The organism is Devosia sp. BK (assembly GCF_032907385.1).
In the GTDB taxonomy this organism is placed as follows: domain Bacteria; phylum Pseudomonadota; class Alphaproteobacteria; order Rhizobiales; family Devosiaceae; genus Devosia.
Genome location: NZ_JAIMBX010000002.1, coordinates 62,456 through 82,684 on the forward strand (window position 1 = coordinate 62,456; position 20,229 = coordinate 82,684).

A 20,229-nucleotide genomic window follows, 5' to 3' on the forward strand; every position below is an offset into this window, starting at 1 on the left:
AGAAAGGTTTCCATCCGGTAGGTGAAATCGCGTCGCGCTTGACATAGGTGAGTGAGATCGCTTCAAGCGACATGAAGTCGGAGGGCGCCTGGCGTGAGCAAATCGGACACCACCGCGCGCTCGGCGCGCGCCAAGGCATTGGCCGAGCGTCTCGGCGGCCGTCCGCTTGTGCTCGTCGGGATGATGGGCGCGGGCAAGACCACGGTTGGGCGGCGCATCGCCACCCGTCTCAATCGCCGCTTCATCGATAGCGACGAAGAAATCGAAAAAGCCGCGCAGATGACCATTCCGGAAATTTTCGCGCAGCGCGGCGAGCCCGAATTCCGCGCCGGGGAAACCCGCGTCATCTCGCGTCTCCTCAAGGAAGACGGCATCGTCCTCGCAACGGGTGGCGGCGCCTTCGTCAATCTTGAAACTCGGGCCCAGATCAAGTCCGGGGCGGTTTCAGTCTGGCTCAAGGCCGATCTCGATATACTGTTCGAACGGGTCTCGCGCCGCTCCAATCGACCGCTTTTGAAGACCACCGACCCCAAGGCGACGCTGCAAAAGCTGATCGAAGATCGCTATCCCATCTATGCCGAGGCAGACCTGACCGTCCTCAGCCGCGACGTGCCGCAAGACAGCGTCGCCGCCGACGTGATTTCCGCTCTCCTCCATCACCTGCGCTGAAGGTCCGAAAAAATGGCCGCAATCACCCAAACGGTTCACGTTGCCCTGGACGAGCGCGCCTATGACATTCTGATCGGCCCCGACCTTCTCGACCATGCTGGCACGATTCTCGCCGAAAAATTCCCTGGCCGCCGCTATGGCATCGTCACCGATACCAATGTCGCCCAAGCGCAATTGCCCCGCCTCGTCGCGAGCCTCGATAAAGCCGGCCTCACCCACCAGACCATCACCGTGCCCGCCGGCGAAAGCACCAAGAGTTGGGAGCATCTGCAAACAGTCGTTGAAGGCCTGCTCGCTGCCAAGCTTGAGCGCAATGATCTCGTGATCGCGCTGGGCGGCGGCGTCATCGGCGATCTCGCCGGCTTTGCCGCCTCGATCACCCGCCGCGGCATGGATTTTATCCAGATGCCCACCTCGCTCCTCGCCCAGGTCGATTCCTCCGTCGGCGGCAAGACCGGTATCAATTCACCCCACGGCAAGAATCTCGTCGGCGCTTTTCACCAGCCCAAGCTCGTGCTGGCCGATCTCTCGACCCTCGACACCCTACCCCCGCGCCAGTTCGCCGCCGGCTATGCCGAAGTCGTCAAATATGGCCTCATCGACGATCCCGAATTCTTCGAGTGGCTGGAAGCCAACCACGCCGATATTTTTTCCGGCGGTCCGGCGCGCGGCGAAGCCATCGCCCGCTGCTGTGCCCACAAGGCCCGCGTCGTCATCGAGGACGAGAAGGAAACCGGCGTCCGTGCCCTCCTCAATCTCGGCCACACCTTTGGTCACGCGCTCGAAAAAGACACCGGTTATTCTGATCGCCTGCTCCATGGCGAGGGCGTTTCCATCGGCATGGTACTAGCCCATACCTTTTCCAATCGCCTCGGCCTATCGCCGGGCCAGGATTCCGGCCGCGTCTCGGCCCACTTGCGAAAATCGGGCCTGCCCACCACATTGGGCGACATCCCCGGAACGCTCGGCTCGACCGAGACCCTGATGGCCGCCATTGCGCAGGACAAGAAAGTCTCGCGCGGCGCCCTGACTTTCATCCTGACAAGAGGCATTGGTCAGGCTTTCATCGAAAAGAATGTCGATCCTGCCAAGGTTTCGGCTTTTTTGGAGGAGATGCGTTCTCCTTAACTTGGCAAAATCTCGATGTTGAGAGCGTGAACCTGCTCCTTGAGTTCGGCATTGAGCACATCGAACACCGCACGGTGTTGCGCCACGCGGCTCAAACCGTCAAAATCGCTGGTCGCGATTCTGACGCGGAAGTGGGTTTCCCCGCCTTCACGCCATCCGGCATGACCCCGATGCTTGTTCGATTCGTCGATCACCTCGAGGTGGGTTGGTGAGAACCGCTCGGTCAGCTTGGTCGTAATGGTGTCCTTCATGGACATTGGCGGTCTCCGCTTTAGGCTTTTGAATGCGCTCCGATGAGCGCCACTATTGAAAACTAGGCATTTAACTAGGTGCTATGAAACAGCAATCCAAGCTTTTCGATGGGATCCGCATCAGACCGCGCCGGGAAGAAAAGCCCGAGCCGGCCGAATTCACCTGCGAGTGGGAAGGCTGCGAGGAGGCGGGCGAATATCGTGCGCCCAAGGGTCCACGCAGCGAAGGGCAGTACCACCATTTCTGCCTTGAACACGTCCGCCACTACAACAAGGCCTTCAATTTCTTCGCCGGCATGAGCCAGGAAGAATTGGACGAAGCGCTGACGACGCCCCCCAAGGCCGAGTCACGTTCGAGCTTTGCGACCGGCAATCCGCAGAACGCCCGCACTGCCGGCCGCACAGCCAGCACCCGCCCGGGCGACAAATATGGCGATCCCTTCGGCGTGTTTGCCAAATATCGCTATCGCCAGTCCCAGACCCCGGCCGCCGAGCGCGTCAAACCACTCAACGAGAACGATCGCCGCGCTTTCGAACAGCTTGGGTTTCCGGGCCATGCGAAGTCCGATGACATCAAGCACGCCTATAAGAACCTCGTGAAGACCCACCATCCCGACGTCAATGGCGGCGACCGATCCTCCGAAGAAAAACTCCGGACGATCATCGCAGCCTATTCTCATCTCAAGAAAATGGGCTTCGTCGTCCGCTGAGCTGATCTTGAAAAAAGCCAATGTCAGGCGGGATTCCCGCGTGACAGTTTGGCTACCAGCATGTCAGCATTGCTGCTATAGAGCCCATGGCCGATGGGCCTCCCGCCTTTGAAAATCTCTGATCCACGAGTCCTGCCATGACCGATTTCACCAACCAGCCCGACACCGAATACAAGGCCCGGGATCTCTTCGGCATCGATACCGACATGGTGGTCAAAGGCTATGCGGAGCGCTCCGATCATGTGCCGCCGGCCGATCCGGATTACCTCTTCGACCGCAACACGACCCTTGCGATCCTTGCCGGCTTTGCCTTCAATCGCCGCGTCATGGTCCAGGGCTATCACGGCACCGGCAAGTCGACCCATATCGAGCAGGTCGCGGCGCGCCTCAATTGGCCGCTCGTCCGCGTGAATCTCGACAGCCACGTCAGCCGCATCGATCTCGTCGGCAAGGACGCCATCGTCCTCAAGGACGGCAAGCAGATCACCGAATTCCGCGACGGCATCCTGCCTTGGGCCGTGCAGAACAATATCGCCCTCGTCTTCGACGAATACGATGCCGGCCGCCCCGACGTGATGTTCGTGATCCAGCGCGTGCTCGAGCAGTCGGGCCGCCTGACCCTCCTCGACCAGAACCGCGTCATCGTGCCCCATCCCTCGTTCCGCCTGTTCGCCACGACCAACACCATTGGTCTCGGTGATACATCCGGCCTCTACCACGGCACGCAGCAGATCAACCAGGGACAGATGGACCGCTGGAGCATCGTCACGACGCTCAATTATCTGCCGCATGACAAGGAAGTCGGCATCATCCTTGCCAAGAACAAGGTGCTTACCGAGACCGACAAGGGCAAGAAGCTCGCCTCCAACATGGTGCGCCTCGCCGATCTCACGCGCTCGGCCTTCATCAATGGCGACCTCTCGACCGTGATGAGCCCACGCTCGGTGATCACCTGGGCCGAAAACACCCAGATTTTCGGCGGCGATGTCGGCTTTGCCTTCCGTCTCACCTTCCTTAACAAGTGCGACGAACTCGAACGCCCCGTGGTCGCCGAATTCTACCAGCGCGTCTTCGGTGAAGACCTGCCGGAATCCTCGGCCAACCTCGCGATCACGGCCTAGTTCATTCACGACGTCCTTCCCGCGAAAGCGGGAATCTCTTTCCGAGAGGTCGTGCCAAAAAGAGATTCCCGCTTTCGCGGGAATGACGCGGTGAAAACAGGTGCGCTCTCGCGTCCGCGCCTCGGATGGCAAATATGGCAAATCCCCCGCGCAGCAAGCCCAATAAGCCCGATCAAACCCTGGTCTTCAAATCGGCCATGGGTTCGACGGTGCGCGCGATCGGGGGCAAGGCCGATCTCGAAGTCACCTTCACCGCCGACCGGCCCCTGCTGACCTCCGATAAGGCCCGGCTCGCCAACCTGCCGCGCCTCCCCACCAAGCGCGATATCGCCATTGCCCGCGGCCAGGGCGATGCCATGGCCATGCGGCTTGCGAGCCACGATCCCGATGCGCATCGCAAGCGCAGCCCCATGGATCCGCAGGCGCGCGCTGCCTTCGATTCCCTTGAGCAGGCGCGTGTCGAAAGCCTCGGTGTTCTGCGCATGCCCGGCATGGCTGGAAACATCCACGAAATGCTGGAAGATCGACTCTTCCGCGCCAATTTCGCCGAGGTCGACGACAAGAACGAAGCCCCGCTTGCAGAGGCGCTGGGCCTGATGCTGCGCGAAAAGCTCGCCGGTGTCCCCGTGCCGCCCTCGGGCCACGCGCTGGTCGATCTCTGGCGCCAGGAGATCGATTCCAAGGCCGGCACCTCGATCGACAAGTTGCTGTCGACCTACGAAAGCCAGGAAGATTTTTCGCGCGCGGTGAAGGCCGTTCTGCGCGACCTTAACCTCATTGCCGAAAGCGAATTCGAGGACGGCGACGCCTCGGACGAAGACGAGAGCAACGACAGCCAGCCCGAACAGGCTCAGGGCTCCGACCAGTCGCCCGAACAGGGCGAAGGCGAGAACGAACAGGCCGAATCGGAAGAAGATCAGCAGTCGGGCGAAAGCGAAGAAACCGGCGATGTCGAAGGCATGGAAGCCGACATGGCCGATGTCGACGACGATGCCGAGGCAGAAGCCGGCGAAGACGCCCCCATGCCCCCGCCCGCCAAGGACGGCGGCGAGCGCCTCTCCAACCAGTTCAACTACAAGGTCTTTACCCAAAAATACGACGAGATCGTCAAGGCGGCCGAACTCTGCCCGCCCGACGAGCTCGACCAGTTGCGCGCCCTGCTCGACAAGCAGCTCGAGAACCTCGCTGGTGCCGTCGCGCGCCTTGCCAACAAGCTGCAGCGCCGTCTAATGGCCAAGCAGAATCGCTCCTGGCAGTTCGACCTCGAAGAAGGCCTCCTCGACACCGCGCGCCTGACCCGCGTCGTCACCGATCCCTTGCAGGCTCTCAGCTTCAAGGTCGAGAACGATACCGACTTCCGCGACACGGTCGTGACGCTCCTGATCGACAATTCCGGCTCCATGCGCGGCCGCCCGATCACCATCGCGGCGATCTGCGGCGATATTCTCGCGCGCACGCTCGAACGCTGCGGCGTCAAGGTCGAAATCCTCGGCTTTACGACGCGCGCCTGGAAGGGCGGCAAGAGCCGTGAAGCCTGGCTCGAAGCCAATCGCCCGGCCAATCCTGGTCGCGTCAACGACATCCGCCACATCATCTATAAGGCCGCCGACGAGCCGTGGCGCCATGCGCGGCGCAACCTGGGCCTCATGATGCGCGAGGGTCTCCTCAAGGAAAACATCGATGGCGAAGCGCTCGAATGGGCGCGCAAGCGCCTCATGGCCCGCCCCGAGCAGCGACGCATCCTCATGGTGATTTCCGATGGCGCCCCGGTCGATGACTCGACGCAGTCTGTCAATGCCGGCAATTATCTCGAGGCGCATCTTCGTCAGGTGATCGAAGACATCGAGACGCGCTCGCCGATCCAACTCGTCGCCGTTGGCATCGGTCATGACGTCACGCGCTATTATCGCCGCGCCGTGACCCTGCTCGATGCCGAAGAACTGGCTGGCGCGCTCACCGACGAGCTTGCCGCGCTCTTTGACGAAGAACTCCCGGCGCAAGCCCGCAGGCGGCCGCGGGGATGAAGCGGCAGGTCTTTCTAGCGACCTGCTGCTTTGCGCTTCTCGCCTCGCCAAATTATGCTTTGGATGTAATCGTCACCGCCGCTCAAGTGACGCGCTTCAAGGGCGCGTCGCTCGATCAGCCCGTTGACAAGCTGATCTTCCGTGGCGGCCTGACCATGCAATCGCAGGACGATCTCTTCGGTGGCCTTTCCAGCGTCACTATGACAGGTCCCGACCAGAACGTCGCTTTCGTCACCGATCGCGGCCAGTTCGTCTCCGGCAAGCTCGCCTATGATCAGGACGATCGCCTCCTCAGCATAATCGGGGTCACCATGGACCCGATCCAGAATTCTGCCGGCGAAGCCCTGCCCCGTCAGTTCGCGCGTGATGCCGAAGGCATGGACACGGTCTATCGCGATGGTCAGCCCGTCGCTGTTCGCGTCAGCTTTGAAAATCTCACCCGCGTCGCCGATTTCGCCATCACCGAAAACCGTCCCGGCGGTCCCGCCCGCGAAATCGCCATTCCCGATTGGATGACCAAGCTGCGGACCAATCGCTCGCTCGAATCGATCTGCATCGCTCCAGCGACCTCCCCGATCGCCGGCTCGACCCTTCTTCTCACCGAGGAAGCGCTCGACGAAAACGGCAATCATCGCGGTCACTTCCTCGGCCAGAATGACAAGGGGCCGGTGACCTACTTCAATTCGCCGGTGGTCAACCCGACAGACTGCGCCTTTCTGCCCAATGGCGACCTTCTCGTCCTCGAACGCGGCGTTGCGCTCTTCAGCTTCGTCATGAACCTGCGCCGTGTTCCCGCCGCCGAAGTCCGCCCCGGCAACCTCATGCGCGGCGAACTGTTGCTCTCCGCCGAAGGCGCCGAGATCGACAATATGGAATCGATCCTCGTCCACCAGACCCCCGCCGGCGAAACCCGAATCCTCATCGGCTCAGACAACAATTTCAACGATTGGCAGCGGCAACTGCTGCTGGAATTCGCGCTGCCGGAATAACCCCCTCATCCGGCGCTACGCGCCACCTTCTCCCCAAGAGGGAGAAGAATAACAGGCGCTAGTAGAGGCTCGGAGCTATTCCTCTCCCACTCGGGGAGAGGGTGGATCGCGCAGAGCGCGAGACGGGTGAGGGGGATCCCTTCAAAAAACAAAAAGGGCCCCGTAAATCTCCGGAGCCCCAAACTTCAAAACCCGACAAATCAGACAAACGCGCCGTGGCAGTGCTTGACCTTCTTGCCCGAACCACAGGGGCAAGGCGCATTGCGCGAGAGGCCGACCAGCAGTTTCGGATCGAGCGGCGCCAGCGCGCCGACGTCGGAATCGTCGCCCACCGCATCATTCTCCCCGGTCGTCGGGTCGATATGGGTCTCTTCGAGCTTTGTTAGATCAAGCATCGGCGGCGGCTCAGGCTGACGCATCTGGATCTGGATATGGCTCATCTGCTGCGTGACCTGCTCGCGGAGGCCCGAAAGCAGGCCCTGGAAGAGCTCATAGGCTTCCTGCTTGTATTCGGTCAGCGGATCGCGCTGGGCGATACCGCGCCAGCCGACGACCTTGGAGAGGTGGTCGAGCAATACGAGGTGCTCGCGCCACAGGCCATCGATCGACTGCAACAGGACGGACTTCTCCACCTGGCGCATCACCTCGCCATAGGCCTCGTTCTTGGCCGCGATGACGGCATCGGCAGCGTCGCGAATGCGGGTCTCGACGGTTACCGCCTCGATGCCCTCTTCCTTGGCCCATTCGCTGATCGGCGCATCGACGTTGAGATAGGCCTTGGCGTCAGCCTGCAGCTGCTCGGCATTCCACTGCTCGGGATAGGCACGCGGCGGAATGGACTTGGCGACGATATTGTCGACCACGTCATGGCGCATTTCGGTGACGGTTTCGCTGACGTCCTCGGCATCCATGAATTCGAGACGCTGTTCGAAGATCACCTTGCGCTGATCGTTCATCACGTCATCATATTTGAGGATGTTCTTGCGGATATCGAAGTTGCGGCTTTCGACCTTGCCCTGCGCACGCTCGATGGCCTTGGTCACCCATGGGTGGGTAATGCTCTCGCCCTGTTCGAGCCCAAGCTTGCCCAGCATGGAATCCATAGAATCCACCGGGAAAATGCGCATCAAGTCATCCTGAAGCGACAGATAGAACTTCGAATGGCCTGGATCGCCCTGACGGCCTGAACGGCCACGGAGCTGATTGTCGATACGGCGGCTTTCATGCCGCTCGGTGCCGATCACCATCAGGCCACCAGCCGCAAGCGACTTGGCCTTCTCTTCGGCGATCGTTGCCTTGATCTCGGCGATCTTGGCTTCGCGTGCTTCGCCTTCAAGCTCGCCGGCCTCGCGCTCGATGCGCATTTCGAGATTGCCGCCGAGCTGAATATCGGTACCACGGCCCGCCATATTCGTCGCGATGGTGATGGCACCAGGAAGGCCCGCATCGGCGACGATGAAGGCTTCCTGCTCGTGGTGACGCGCATTGAGCACGTTCATCTTGCCAACGTTCTTCTTGCGAAGAATGTCAGCGAGCATTTCCGACTTCTCAATGGAGGTCGTGCCGACGAGCACCGGCTGACCGCGCTCCTGGCATTCCTTGATCAGGTCGGCAATGGCATCGAACTTTTCCGCCGCCGTGCGATAGATCGCATCGTCTTCGTCGATACGCTGCACCGACAGATTGGTCGGGATGGTGACGACACCGAGATTGTAGATGTCGGCGAATTCTTCCGCTTCCGTCGAGGCCGTACCGGTCATGCCGGCGAGCTTTTCATAGAGGCGGAAATAATTCTGGAAGGTGATCGAGGCGAGCGTCTGGTTTTCCGACTGGATCTTGACGCCTTCCTTGGCTTCCAGCGCCTGGTGGAGGCCTTCGGAATAACGACGACCCGGCATCATGCGGCCGGAGAATTCGTCGATGATCACCACCTCGCCGCCTTCTGGCGTGTCGCGGGTGATGTAGTCCTTGTCCTTGCGGAAGAGCTTGTGTGCGCGCAGCGCCGAATTGGCGTGGTGCACGAGCGCGACGTTCTCGACGTCATACATGGACTCGCTCTTGAGCAGTCCCGCTTCGGCCAGCGCCGCTTCGAGCTTTTCGACGCCCTGATCGGTAAAGGTCGCAGAGCGGTGCTTTTCATCGAGTTCGAAATCGCCCTCGCCGATGATCGGCATCAGCGCATTGATCTTGATATAAAGCTCGGAGCGATCTTCGGATGGACCCGAAATGATCAGCGGCGTACGCGCTTCGTCGACGAGAATGGAGTCGACTTCGTCGACGATGGCAAACGCGTGCCCGCGCTGCACCATCTGGTTGCGCGCATATTTCATATTGTCGCGCAGGTAGTCGAAGCCGAATTCGTTATTGGTGCCGTAGGTGATGTCGGCGGCATAGCTTTCGCGCCGCTGCTGGTCGGTCAGGCCATGGACGATGATACCGTAGGAGAGGCCGAGGAAATTGTAGATCTGGCCCATCCAGCTCGCGTCGCGGCGGGCGAGATAATCGTTGACCGTCACGACATGGACGCCCTTGCCGGTCAGGGCATTGAGATAAACCGCAAGGGTCGCGACGAGGGTCTTGCCTTCGCCGGTGCGCATTTCAGCGATGGCGCGATCGTTGAGCACCATGCCACCGATAAGCTGCACGTCGAAGTGGCGCATGCCGAGCACGCGCTTGGAGGCTTCGCGGACGGTGGCGAAGGCGGGAACGATCAGGTCTTCGAGGTCAGCACCCTGAGCCAATTGCGCCTTGAACTCTTCGGTCCGGGCGCGCAGTTCATCGTCGCTCAATTTGGCCAGTTCGGGCTCGAGCGCGTTGATCGCAGCCACCTTGCCCTGATAGCGCTTGACCTGCCGATCCGACGGCGATCCGAAAATCCGCCGGGCGAGCGAAGCGAGAGCCATGGGTGTTCATCCTTCAATTTCTGTGGCGTGGCGAAAGGGGCGGGCAGCTTGCACCGGAACGCTTTCAGAAAAAGTGAACCTCACTTCTTCAAGTCGAAAACGTTTGAAACAAAGACCTGGTTCATTCATGCGAATGAACCAAGGGCGCCATCGGCCCATCTCGCCTCGTCACAACTCTGGGAGGCCCTTTTGGCTCCCCGTGTGGATTGATCCGTGGAAAGCAGCGACAAACGGCCCCTGCTCCACGCTTTGAAAAAGCGGCTGAGATGTAAGAGTGGGGTCCTGTCTTGTCAATGTTGGCGAAATGGGCCACACCTTTCTCGCCCGGCCCCGCTGGCGCCTCGGCACCAGCCCAAACCGACCGGAAAGCGGCACAATTTGGCCCCCTTGTTATGTGAGGCAAGGCGCGCTTTGGGCCCCGCTGCCCCGATTGATCATGCCCGGCCCGCTGGCCGGCCCAGGAGATCCAGGACGTTCATGATGAAGTTTTCCTCGCGCCTGATGCGCACCCTTTGCCTTGCCGCTCTCATTGGCGCTGCGCCGACGCTGGGCGCCTTCGCTCAGGATGCTGCCGCACCGGCCGCTCCCACCGCCGAGGCACCTGCCCCAGTCGCGCCGGAAACTGTCGTCGCCAAGGTCGGCGATGACGAGATCACCGAAGCCGATCTCAACTTTGCCGCCGAAGACCTGGCCCAGGACATCGCGCAGATGCCGGCATCCGAACGCCGGGCATTTCTCCTTCGCGTCCTCATCGACATGAAGGTCATGGCCGGTGCTGCAAAGACTGCCGGCATGGACCAGACCCCGCTCTTTGCTCAGCGCCTTGAATATCTCAAGGACCGGGCGCTCCGCCGCGCCTATTTCGCCGATGCCATCGCTGCCGGCGTCACCGAAGAACAGGTTCGCGCCGAATACGATAAGTATGTCGCCCAGTTCCAGCCGCAGGAAGAAATTCACGCAGCCCATATCCTGGTCGAGACCAAGGAAGAAGCTGACGCCATCGAAGCCGAGCTCAAGGGCGGCGCTGATTTCGCCACCATCGCCAAGGAAAAGTCGATCGATCCAGGTTCAGGCGCCAATGGCGGCGACCTCGGCTTCTTTTCCAAGGGCATGATGGTCCCTGAATTTGAAACCGCCGCCTTTGCCCTCGCCAATCCCGGCGACATCTCGGCGCCGGTGCAGTCCCAGTTCGGCTTCCACATTATCAAGCTCGAAGAAAAGCGCGAAAGCCAGCCGCCAGCCTTCGAACAGGTTGCGCCGCAGCTCCAGCAGCAGGTCCTGATGCGCGTTTTCAATGAAAAGGTCGCCGAGCTGATGAACGGCGTCACCGTCGATGTCACCGACCCGGAACTCAAGGCCGCCATGGACGCCCAGGACGCCGCTGCCGCCGCGCCCGCCGAAGGCGAAGCCGCTCAGCAGTAGTTTTTGAGTTTTTGCAATTTTGGCCACTCGGTTTCGACCGGGTGGCCTTTTTGTTTGGGCAATTGTCAGGCTGGGTTATAGCCCGCGCAGCCCATGAGCATGCCGTCGACGACGCCCTCGATCGAGCCCATCGCCTCTTCGAGCCGGTTGATCAGCAATTGGTGCCAGGCAAAGGAGATGATCATGTCGATGATCAATTCGCCATTGACCTCCGGAGCCAACTCGCCCCGCGCCTTGGCCCGCTCGATGATCACCGCCGTCGTTTTCTTGCGCTCTGTCTGATAGGCAAAGAGCGCGGCAGCCGCATCGGCATCGTTCTGCGCCTCGGCAATGATGGCGCGGTAGACCGTGCCGCAAAGGCTATCCTTCCAGAAGCCGAGCAGGTGATTTTCAAGGAGCGATATCAGGTCGCCGCGCACCGACCCCGTATCGGGAAAGCCTCGCGCATTCTTGAACCGCTGATAGACATCGAGCATCAGCAGCGTGCGATTGGGCCACCAGCGATAGATCGTCGGCTTGCCCGCACGCGCACGCCGTGCCACGGCCTCGATGGAAAAACCGGCAATCCCCTCTTCGTTGAGGATTTCCTGCGCCGCATCGAGGATCGCTTCCTGGCTCGCCGGATTACGCCGCGCGCCGATCGATCGCCTGGTGTTTTCGTCTGGTTCAGCCGTGCTGGTCATGGCGTCTATATGGGCCGAAATAATCTCAAAGAAAAGACTTGAACGAAACGGCTCGTTTCGTTATTTAACGGAACGTACCGTTTCGATAGAGGTTCCTATGTCCTTTCCCGCCCGTGCCCGCATGGCCGTCCTGATGACCTTTGCGGTCTACCCCGTGGTCGTTGTTTACGCGACCATCGTTGCTGCTGTCACCCCCGGCTGGGAATTTTGGCAGCGCAGCATGATCCTCGTGCCGTTCATGGCGACGACCATCGTTTTCTTTATCGTCCCCTTCATCACCACCCGTTTCGGCGCCTTCATTGCCGGCAAGAAGAGAGTAGCGGCGTAAGGCCGCAAAGCTTCCCCCTCACCGACTCGGCTGCGCCGAGCCACCTCTCCCCGAGAGGGAGGGGAAAAGGTGGGCCACCTTTTATTCTTCTCCCCCTCGGGGAGAAGCTGCCCGCAGGGCGGATGAGGGGGATCTATCAATAGGCCCCCAACGCTCCCTCACCCCTAAAACCCACCAAGCCTTGCACCCGTCATACTAATCGGGCAAACCGGGACGGTCATTTTACCGCTCAAGGTTTTGCCATGGCTGCCCATCCGGTTTCCCCGCTTGCCCCGAAATCCTATCCGGACCTGCCGGCAATCGATGGCGTGCGCTTCGCCACCGCCGAAGCCGGCATCAAGTACAAGAACCGCACCGACGTCCTGCTGATGACCTTCGACGAAGGCACGACGGCTGCCGGTGTTCTGACCCGCTCGAAATGTTCCTCGGCTGCCGTCGACTGGTGCCGCGCCAACCTGCCTGGTGGCAAGGCCCGTGGCCTCGTCGTCAATTCGGGCAATGCCAATGCCTTTACCGGCGCTAAGGGCAAGGAAAGCGTTCAGCTCACGGCCGACTATGCCGCCAAGGCGCTCGGCTGCTCGACCAATGAGATTTTTCTGGCCTCGACCGGCGTCATCGGCGAGCCTCTCCCTGCCGCCAAGTTTGCCGGCGTGCTCGATGAAGCCGCGACGCGCCTCACCCAGACCCCATGGATCGAGCCGGCCAAGGCCATCATGACCACCGACACGTTCCCCAAACTCTCGGGCGCCGTGCTCGACATCGACGGGGTCGAGGTCAAGATCAATGGCATCGCCAAGGGCTCGGGCATGATCGCGCCCGATATGGCCACCATGCTCTCCTTTGTCGTCACCGACATGCCGATCGCCGCCCCGGTTCTGCAGGCGCTGCTCTCCAAGCACGTCCAGAAGAGCTTTAATTCGATCACCGTCGACAGCGACACCTCGACCTCGGACACGCTCCTCGCTTTTGCCACCGGCAAGGCCAAGCTCGATCCGATCACGAGCATTGACGATCCGCGCGCCAAAATCTTTGGCGAAGCGCTTTTCGATGTTCTCTTTGAACTCGCCATTCTCACCGTCCGCGATGGCGAAGGCGCCACCAAGCAGGTCGCCGTCAATGTCGAAGGTGCCACCGACGACGCCTCCGCCTTCCGCATCGCCAAGTCCATTGCCGATAGCCCGCTGGTCAAAACCGCTATTGCCGGCGAAGACGCCAACTGGGGCCGCGTCGTCATGGCCGTGGGCAAGGCCGGCGAACCCGCCGATCGCGACCGCCTCGCCATTCGCTTCGGCGACCTGCTCGTCGCTGAAAACGGCGAACGCGCCGCCGTCTATGACGAAGCCGCCACCTCCGCCTATATGAAAGGCGAAGAGCTTGAAGTCACCGTCTCCCTCCGCCTCGGCACCGGCTCGGCCACCGTCTATACCTGTGACCTCACCCACGGTTACATCACCATCAACGGCGATTATCGGAGCTGATTTTCAGAGACGATAAAAGCTGAGGGTAAGAGCCCACGGCCGCCACCCACGCGATGTCACCCCGGCGAAGGCCGGGGCCCATCCTGAGATCTCAAGATGGATCCCGGCTCAAGGCCGGGATGACAGCGGGTGGTTTTGCCGAGAAACGAAGAAAATCATGACCCAGCCCCCCCTCCCCTCCGTCGAAACCTTCGAACGCGCCGGCCTAGAAGCCTGGCCCGGCATCGAGGTGAAGTGGGACGGCAATTGGGTGCGCCGCGCCGCCGGCGGCTACACCAAGCGGGCCAATTCCGTGCAGTGCTTTGACCCCAATGACGACGCCGATGTCGAAGATCGCATCATCGGCGCCAGTTCCTGGCTCGTCGTCCGCGGCGTCAAGCCGGTTTTCCGGATCACCCCGCTTTCGGCCCCGGCGCTCAACGAAGCGCTCGACGACGCCGGCTGGGATACGATCGATCATTCCTATCTCTATGCGATGCCCATCGCCGACCACGAGCCCGACAGCGAGGCAAAGCTCTTCTCCGTGCTCGATCCTGCATTCATCGCGGTCCAGCAAAAGCTCCAGAATTATCCCGAGCCAGTCCTTGCCGGCATGAAGGCCCTTCTCGGCGTCATGGCCGTGCCGGCAACCGGCATCGTCGTCTATCGGGATGGCGAGCCCGTCGCCTCTGGCCTAATGGCCATTTCCAATGGCATCGTCATCACCGGCAATGTCGTCACCGACCCGACCCGCCGTCGCCAGGGCCTAGCCGCCGCCATGATGCAGACGGGCCTTAACTGGGCCAAATCCAAGGGTGCGAAAACCGCGGCTCTAAATGTCCAGGCCGATAATCCCGGCGCCCAGGCGCTCTACCAAAAGCTCGGCTTCACCCATCAATACGATTACACCTATCGCATCCCGGGAGCGGTCAAGTGAGTGAAGCCAAGCCCATCCTGCTGGTCGTTGCCTGCGCTCTCGTCGACGCCGACCGCCGCGTCCTCATCGCCCAGCGCCCTGAAGGCAAGCATATGGCAGGCATGTGGGAATTTCCCGGTGGCAAGGTCGAACAAGGCGAAACGCCCGAGGCAGCACTCATCCGCGAACTGCGCGAGGAATTGGCCGTCGAGACCAAGGAAGCCTGTCTGGCGCCCCTCTCTTTCGCCAGCCATTCCTATGAGCACATGCATCTCCTGATGCCGCTCTATGTCTGTCGCCGCTGGCAGGGCACGCCGCAGACCAATGAGCACAAAGCGCTCAAATGGGTCCGCCCGCAGGCGCTACGCGATTACCCCATGCCGCCCGCCGACGAACCGCTCATCGCGGCTCTCTGTGATTTGCTCTAATAGGGCCTAGGGTGTGTGGGGATTCAGGTCAGGGTTAGGAGAAAACGGCGGTTTTCAAGACCCGGAGCGGAGCGTACGTTTGGGTACGTGAGCACCGGAAGCGCAGAAAACTGGTGTTTGCAGCCAACCATCACCTGAATACCCACACACCCTAGTTCGGCCCCACGACCTTATAGCGCTCGCCAACCTTGACCGGATCGCCCGGATAAAGGTTGTTGAGGATGTAGAAGAGGTCGCGGCCACCCGGAACGCCGGACATCTGCGCGGCGAGCTTGTCTGCCGTATCGCCGGCCTTGGCCGTCACCACGCGCATAGAGAGCTTGCGGATCTGGTTGAGATCGCCGGCTTCGGCACGACGGAAGCTCTTGATGGTCGCATCGGCCCCCGCGGCAAAACGCTGGCTATCGGCCTTGGCGGCAAAAATGAACCGATAGACCGCCCCATCGAGCCGCATCACGGCAACGCGGAAGAACCATTGCTCGGTCTGCGCCAGGCCCGAAGCCATCTCGATCCCGTTATAGGTGTGCGAGGTGACCGTCTCGGACTTGAGCCCGGCGATCCAGCCGGATTTCAGATAATCCGTCAGCGGCATGTTGGGTTGCACATCGGCACTGTCGAAGCGCACCGCTTCGCCATCGCCGGCAACGCCAACCACCGCGCTCTGCGCCGTCTGCAGCGTATAGCCCTGCGGCACGGTAAAGGTGAACTTCGAACCCGACTGGATGAACCGATTGCCGACGATCGAGCCCTGCGATGGGCTGTCGCCAAAGGCAAGCCCTGAGATCGCAGCCATATAGCCTGCGCGATCCGTCTCGCCGACAGGCGCCGTCCCAAACATCTGCTGGGCGGTTTCCATGGCCTTTTGAATACGCTGCGGCGTCGAGGGGTGCGACGAGAGGAACCCGTTGTCGCCCGCATTCTCGCCGGCCGAGAATGTCGCAAACCGGCTCATTACGCCAAGGAAGCGCGCCGCGGCCTGCGGATCAAAACCCGCCTTGCCGGCAAACTTGATGCCTTCGCGATCGGCTTCAAGTTCCTGCTGCTGACCAAAGGCCGCCAGCGATTCTCGCGTCCGGTTGGCGGTCGCATCCGTCGATGTGTCGCCACCAAAAATCCCGGTGATGACGCGATCGACGATCTGCGTCGTCCGTGTCTTGTCCGTACGCGCGCGCGCATGACGCAGCGTCACGTGGGCAATTTCATGCGCCAGAACCGCTGCCAGCTCGCTCGTATCTGAAGCCAGCGCGAGAATTCCGCGCGTCACATAGATATAGCCGCCCGGCAGAGCGAAGGCATTGACCTCGGACGTGTCGAGAATCGTCACCTGGAATTGCGCATTGGGCTGATTGGCCGCCGCCAAAAGGCGCCCGACGATCCGCGCCACCATAATCTCGGCTTCGCGGTCCGAATAGACCCCGCCATAGGCGGCGATGATCCGCGGATGCTCGCGGCGTCCGATGACGACATCATCGGGCTCCGTGCCTTCCGGCACGACCATGGGTGCGGGATTGTCGCCGGTCTTGGTGACGGCAACAGACTTCCCGGTCAGCGACGAGCACGACGCGACAGCCAGGACGGACAAAGCTAGGGCGCCGAGGCGCAGTGACTTGGATAGAGAAAGCGCCGTCATCGCGTCGCCAAAACCTCGATCTGCTCGGGATGGGTGATTTCGATGCGTGGACCATCCCGATCGTCCACCCATCCTCTAATGCGAACCAGCGCCCCCTCAAGCACCGTCGGATCCATGCCATCCGCCTCGAAAAGGCGTAGGGCTGGAGCCTCGATCACAGCGGTGAAGTCTTCTTTCCAGAAGCGGCCAAAATTGAGGTAGACACGAGAGCCAGACCGGTCGGCGAGGAAAACCCTGCCTTCCACCAGCTCATAATGTCCAACCCGATTCAGCAACTCGTCCGGTCGGTCCGCCGCCCGCACGCTGTAATAGGGATTGCTCCAAATGCCAAGCCGCTCCGTGCGCGCCCGCGCCTCGGCGGCAAAAAGCTGATCGAGACAGGCGCGATTGTCGGGGAACGAATAGACCCGCGCCAAGCCCTGTTCGACCATGAAAAGCTGCGCCCAGATTTCCCCATATGCCGTCTCGACGAAGAGATGCGCCAGCGCGCGGTCATAGCGGTCGATGCGTTCGCCACCAAAACCGAGCCGAGCGGGCTTGTTGAGCGAAAGATCGGACAGCACCTTTTGCGCTTCGGGCGCCAGCGGCCAGGTCTCAAAACCTTCCCGGCCGAGCGGTAGTTTTGGCGCCTGCGTCCCGATCAGCCGCACCTTGCGCCCATCGTTCAGAACCACCGTGTCGCCATCGGTCACTTCGACGATCGTCCCGCCGGGCATCATGTCGAGGCTCTCGCAGGCCAATGCGGAATTGGCCAGCAAGGCGAAGGCGGCAGTCGACAAAAGCTTGTTCACGCGCAATCCGTCCCCCGAAAGACTTCGTTCACCATAAGGACCAATAAGGCAAAAAAGCATTACCAGATCCTGACCATCCCCGATCACAAGCCGAGATTGCCAATCACATCGCTCTCAGCCAAGCTCGGGGCAAAGGGGAGTGCACATGAGCAAAACGGGAACGATCCACACAGGTACGGCAGGCTGGGTCTTTGCGCCCTGGCGCGGCACCTTCTTTCCCGAAGGGCTCGTGCAGAAAAAAGAACTCAACTATGCCAGCCGGCATCTGACCAGCATCGAGATCAACGCGACCTTTCGCGGCAACCAGAATCCCGAAAGCTTTGCGAAATGGGCCGCCGAGACGCCTGAAGGGTTTCAGTTCTCGGTCAAAGGCCCGCAGCTTGTCACCCATATCAAGCGGCTCAAGAACGTGACCGAAGCCCTCGCCGGTTTCTTCGCCTCCGGCCCGCTTGCGCTTGGAGATCGCCTCGGGCCCTTTGTCTGGCAGTTGCCGCCCAATCTCAGCTGCGATCCCGCAAGCTTTTCAGCTTTCCTTGCTGCTCTGCCCCGCGACATCGACAGTTATCTCGCTTTGGCCAGCAAAGCGGACGGCACTAAGGCCCCGCCCTATCTTGAGGCTAATGGCCTCACTAATTTCCGGCACGCCGTGGAAATGCGCCATCCGAGCTTTTATACGGCAGAGGTCGATGCGCTGCTGCGCGAACACAACGTCGCCCGCGTCATCGCCGATACGATCGACAACCCCAACCGTGACCTGACCGCCGATTTCGCCTATTGCCGCCTGCAAGGCCCAGCCCGGCCGGACGCCAGTGGTTACGAGGACGCGGACATCAACGATCTCGCCACAACCATCACCGGCTGGCGCGATGCGGGCGTGGACACCTATGCCTACTTCGTCCACGAGGACAAACTGCACGCGCCGGCAAACGCCATGGCACTCGCAGCCAAGCTCGGCATCACCCTAAAGATGTGATCACGTCCCCGTGCTCCGCTGGTTTTTGCCGTAAAGCGGAGCTATCGCACCCACTCCAAGCGTCACTTGAGAATATTCATGGCAACTCTGGCCTCCCGCCCCCTCGACAAACTCGCCACCGGCGCAGCATTCTTCCTCGGCTTCGCGACCATTCTGGGCGCCCTTGGCAGCCAATATATCGGGGGCCTGCAGCCCTGCGAGCTCTGCCTCGAACAACGCCTTGCCTACTATTGGGGCCTGCCGCTTCTCGCGCTGATCTTCATTCTCTGGAACCGCCTGCCGCTGCCCGTCTGGTACACCGCCATGGCCATCGCCACCGCGATCTTTGCCTGGGGCACCTATATGGGCGCCTACCACGCCGGCGTCGAATGGCGTTTCTGGCCCGGCCCCACGGCCTGCACTGGCGTCGGCGGCCCCATGAGCTTTGATCAGCTCAACAACATGACGCCCGTCATCGGCTGCGACGTCGTCCAGTTCCGCTTCCTCGGCATTTCCCTCGCCGGCTACAACGCCCTGATCTCTCTGGCGATGGTGGTGCTCCTAATCGCCGCGATGCTGTTTCAAGCGCGGAGGAAGGGCTAAAGGCCGTCCAAAGCGTCATCAAGATCCTGCCAGGCCGAAAGCACGCGGATAACCTCGACGCCCGAATTCAGGATGCGGTAGACGATCAGATATTGTCCAATCGGTCGTCGCCGCAAAGCCTTGTGTTCATAGCGATCTAACATTGCAAATCGCTCGGGGTGGTCCGCTAGCCCTTCACAAGCCTCGACCAGTTCCTGGACGAAACTGGCCGCACGACTGGGGCTGTCGACCACAATAAATCGCGCGATATCAGCAAGGTCCTCGACGGCGGCCGGGGTGAGCTGAACAACCATCAAGAAGCTTTCTTGGCCAGGTCGGCAACGAGTTGCCGAAGCTCGGCAAAAACTTCTTCTGCAGGTATAAGCAATCCAGCGTCAGCTTGCGCTAGCCCTACAGCGATCTTCTCGTCCAGTTCCCGCAATCGCGCCTCGCGCTCTTGCACCAGCCGCACACCTTCGCGCAGAACTTCGCTCTTGGAATTATACCGCCCGTTTTCGACAAGATCGTTCACGACCTTTTCGAGCGTCGCACCCAGATCCGCACTGATCGCCATGTCGATATCTCCTGCAAACTCCATCCAATAATAGTTATTGGATGGGCTTGCAGCAAGTCCGCATGACCATCGATGCCCTCAGGGCTCGAGCTCGATGTCCCAATAGAGATAATCGAGCCAGCTCTTGTGCAAATGGTTCGGCGGGAACGCGCGACCGTTATTATGAAGATCATGCACCGTTGGCGCGAACGGCGCCTGATGCGGGAACATCTTGATCTCGCTCGGTAAACGGTTTGCCTTCTTGAGATTGCATGGCGCACAGGCCGCCACCACGTTTTCCCACGTCGTCAGCCCGCCCTTTGAGCGCGGAATGACGTGATCGAAGGTCAGGTCATCGCGTGAGCCGCAATATTGGCACTGGAAGCGATCACGCAGAAAAACGTTGAAGCGGGTAAAGGCCGGATGCCGCGCCGGCTTCACATAATCCTTGAGCGACACGACGCTCGGCAGCCGCATTTCGAAGCTGGGCGAGTGGATGACCGTGTCATAGAGCGAGACGATATTGACCCGCTCGAGGAACACCGCCTTGATCGCGTCCTGCCACGACCATAGCGAGAGCGGGTAATAGCTGAGCGGCCGAAAATCGGCGTTCAACACGAGAGCGGGACAGGCCTCAGGCGACACATGGATGGTCACGAGAGTCTCCCGAAGCGGGAATCTGTAAAGTCCAT

The 20,229-nt window shown here is 61.0% G+C and carries 21 protein-coding genes; 13 read left to right on the top strand and 8 right to left on the bottom strand.

Features of this window, described 5'->3' with window-relative positions:
- Positions 1–93: 93 nt before the first annotated feature.
- Positions 94–669, top strand: a complete 576-nt coding sequence (locus DevBK_RS12170) for a shikimate kinase (protein ID WP_062629512.1) — start codon at positions 94–96, stop codon at positions 667–669.
- Positions 670–681: 12 nt separating this feature from the next.
- On the top strand, positions 682–1,797 hold the full coding sequence (gene aroB / locus DevBK_RS12175; protein WP_317185658.1) for a 3-dehydroquinate synthase: 1,116 nt from the start codon (positions 682–684) through the stop codon (positions 1,795–1,797).
- Here the strand turns inward: aroB and DevBK_RS12180 are convergent.
- Positions 1,794–2,054, bottom strand: coding sequence for a BolA family protein (locus DevBK_RS12180; protein ID WP_317185659.1), 261 nt, complete (start codon positions 2,052–2,054; stop codon positions 1,794–1,796). The genes aroB and DevBK_RS12180 overlap by 4 nt on opposite strands.
- Before the next feature lie 77 nt (positions 2,055–2,131).
- On the opposite strand from DevBK_RS12180, the gene DevBK_RS12185 reads away from it, so the two are divergent.
- The 4 genes from DevBK_RS12185 (at position 2,132) to DevBK_RS12200 (ending at position 6,892) form a co-directional block, all read left to right on the top strand.
- Entirely contained in the window at positions 2,132–2,758 is a 627-nt protein-coding gene (locus tag DevBK_RS12185; RefSeq protein ID WP_317185660.1) for a J domain-containing protein, read from the top strand.
- Positions 2,759–2,895: 137 nt separating this feature from the next.
- The gene (gene cobS / locus DevBK_RS12190; protein ID WP_062629508.1) at positions 2,896–3,879 is read left to right on the top strand and encodes a cobaltochelatase subunit CobS; all 984 of its coding nucleotides are present in this window, start codon (positions 2,896–2,898) and stop codon (positions 3,877–3,879) included.
- Between the two features lie 134 nt (positions 3,880–4,013).
- On the top strand, positions 4,014–5,903 hold the full coding sequence (gene cobT / locus DevBK_RS12195; RefSeq protein ID WP_317185661.1) for a cobaltochelatase subunit CobT: 1,890 nt from the start codon (positions 4,014–4,016) through the stop codon (positions 5,901–5,903).
- A complete protein-coding gene (locus tag DevBK_RS12200; protein WP_317185662.1) occupies positions 5,900–6,892 on the top strand; it encodes an esterase-like activity of phytase family protein in 993 nt (330 codons plus the stop codon). Before cobT ends, DevBK_RS12200 begins: the two co-directional genes overlap by 4 nt.
- Positions 6,893–7,092: 200 nt before the next feature.
- Here DevBK_RS12200 and secA read toward each other — a convergent pair whose 3' ends face one another.
- Positions 7,093–9,795: a preprotein translocase subunit SecA gene (gene secA, locus DevBK_RS12205; protein WP_317185663.1), complete on the bottom strand. Its 2,703-nt coding sequence runs from the start codon at positions 9,793–9,795 to the stop codon at positions 7,093–7,095.
- Between the two features lie 477 nt (positions 9,796–10,272).
- On the opposite strand from secA, the gene DevBK_RS12210 reads away from it, so the two are divergent.
- Positions 10,273–11,217, top strand: coding sequence for a peptidylprolyl isomerase (locus DevBK_RS12210; RefSeq protein ID WP_317185664.1), 945 nt, complete (start codon positions 10,273–10,275; stop codon positions 11,215–11,217).
- A gap of 65 nt (positions 11,218–11,282) precedes the next feature.
- On the opposite strand, the gene DevBK_RS12215 is transcribed toward DevBK_RS12210, so the two are convergent.
- Positions 11,283–11,900, bottom strand: coding sequence for a TetR/AcrR family transcriptional regulator (locus tag DevBK_RS12215; protein ID WP_061908173.1), 618 nt, complete (start codon positions 11,898–11,900; stop codon positions 11,283–11,285).
- Between the two features lie 97 nt (positions 11,901–11,997).
- Between DevBK_RS12215 and DevBK_RS12220 the strand changes: the two genes are divergently transcribed.
- The 4 genes from DevBK_RS12220 (at position 11,998) to mutT (ending at position 15,029) form a co-directional block, all read left to right on the top strand.
- Positions 11,998–12,228: a hypothetical protein gene (locus tag DevBK_RS12220; protein ID WP_317185665.1), complete on the top strand. Its 231-nt coding sequence runs from the start codon at positions 11,998–12,000 to the stop codon at positions 12,226–12,228.
- A 242-nt stretch (positions 12,229–12,470) separates the two neighbouring features.
- Positions 12,471–13,706, top strand: a complete 1,236-nt coding sequence (argJ, locus tag DevBK_RS12225) for a bifunctional glutamate N-acetyltransferase/amino-acid acetyltransferase ArgJ (RefSeq protein ID WP_317185666.1) — start codon at positions 12,471–12,473, stop codon at positions 13,704–13,706.
- A 157-nt stretch (positions 13,707–13,863) separates the two neighbouring features.
- Positions 13,864–14,622, top strand: coding sequence for a GNAT family N-acetyltransferase (locus DevBK_RS12230; protein ID WP_317185667.1), 759 nt, complete (start codon positions 13,864–13,866; stop codon positions 14,620–14,622).
- Entirely contained in the window at positions 14,619–15,029 is a 411-nt protein-coding gene (gene mutT / locus DevBK_RS12235) for an 8-oxo-dGTP diphosphatase MutT (protein WP_062629500.1), read from the top strand. Before DevBK_RS12230 ends, mutT begins: the two co-directional genes overlap by 4 nt.
- 151 nt (positions 15,030–15,180) lie before the next feature.
- Here the strand turns inward: mutT and DevBK_RS12240 are convergent, their stop codons facing one another.
- Together DevBK_RS12240 and DevBK_RS12245 are read right to left on the bottom strand one after the other, a co-directional pair.
- The gene (locus DevBK_RS12240; protein ID WP_317185668.1) at positions 15,181–16,659 is read right to left on the bottom strand and encodes a M48 family metalloprotease; all 1,479 of its coding nucleotides are present in this window, start codon (positions 16,657–16,659) and stop codon (positions 15,181–15,183) included.
- A complete protein-coding gene (locus tag DevBK_RS12245; RefSeq protein WP_244487058.1) occupies positions 16,656–17,450 on the bottom strand; it encodes a thermonuclease family protein in 795 nt (264 codons plus the stop codon). The genes DevBK_RS12240 and DevBK_RS12245 overlap by 4 nt, the downstream gene beginning before the upstream one ends.
- 145 nt (positions 17,451–17,595) lie before the next feature.
- Here DevBK_RS12245 and DevBK_RS12250 point away from each other — a divergent pair, with 145 nt between their 5' ends.
- Together DevBK_RS12250 and DevBK_RS12255 are read left to right on the top strand one after the other, a co-directional pair.
- Positions 17,596–18,423 (top strand): DUF72 domain-containing protein, encoded by an 828-nt coding sequence (locus DevBK_RS12250; protein WP_317185669.1) that lies wholly within the window; start codon positions 17,596–17,598, stop codon positions 18,421–18,423.
- 78 nt (positions 18,424–18,501) lie between these two features.
- Entirely contained in the window at positions 18,502–19,005 is a 504-nt protein-coding gene (locus DevBK_RS12255) for a disulfide bond formation protein B (RefSeq protein WP_062629497.1), read from the top strand.
- Here the strand turns inward: DevBK_RS12255 and DevBK_RS12260 are convergent.
- The 3 genes from DevBK_RS12260 to DevBK_RS12270 all read right to left on the bottom strand — a co-directional run bounded on the left by DevBK_RS12260 (position 19,002) and on the right by DevBK_RS12270 (position 20,194).
- Positions 19,002–19,298, bottom strand: coding sequence for a type II toxin-antitoxin system RelE/ParE family toxin (locus DevBK_RS12260; protein WP_082460955.1), 297 nt, complete (start codon positions 19,296–19,298; stop codon positions 19,002–19,004). The two genes, DevBK_RS12255 and DevBK_RS12260, sit on opposite strands and share 4 nt — an antisense overlap.
- Entirely contained in the window at positions 19,298–19,558 is a 261-nt protein-coding gene (locus DevBK_RS12265; RefSeq protein WP_062629558.1) for a type II toxin-antitoxin system ParD family antitoxin, read from the bottom strand. Before DevBK_RS12265 ends, DevBK_RS12260 begins: the two co-directional genes overlap by 1 nt.
- Positions 19,559–19,636: 78 nt before the next feature.
- Positions 19,637–20,194 carry an HNH endonuclease gene (locus tag DevBK_RS12270; RefSeq protein ID WP_062629495.1) on the bottom strand — a complete coding sequence of 186 codons (558 nt, stop codon included), beginning with the start codon at positions 20,192–20,194 and terminating at the stop codon, positions 19,637–19,639.
- Between the last annotated feature and the right edge of the window lie 35 nt (positions 20,195–20,229).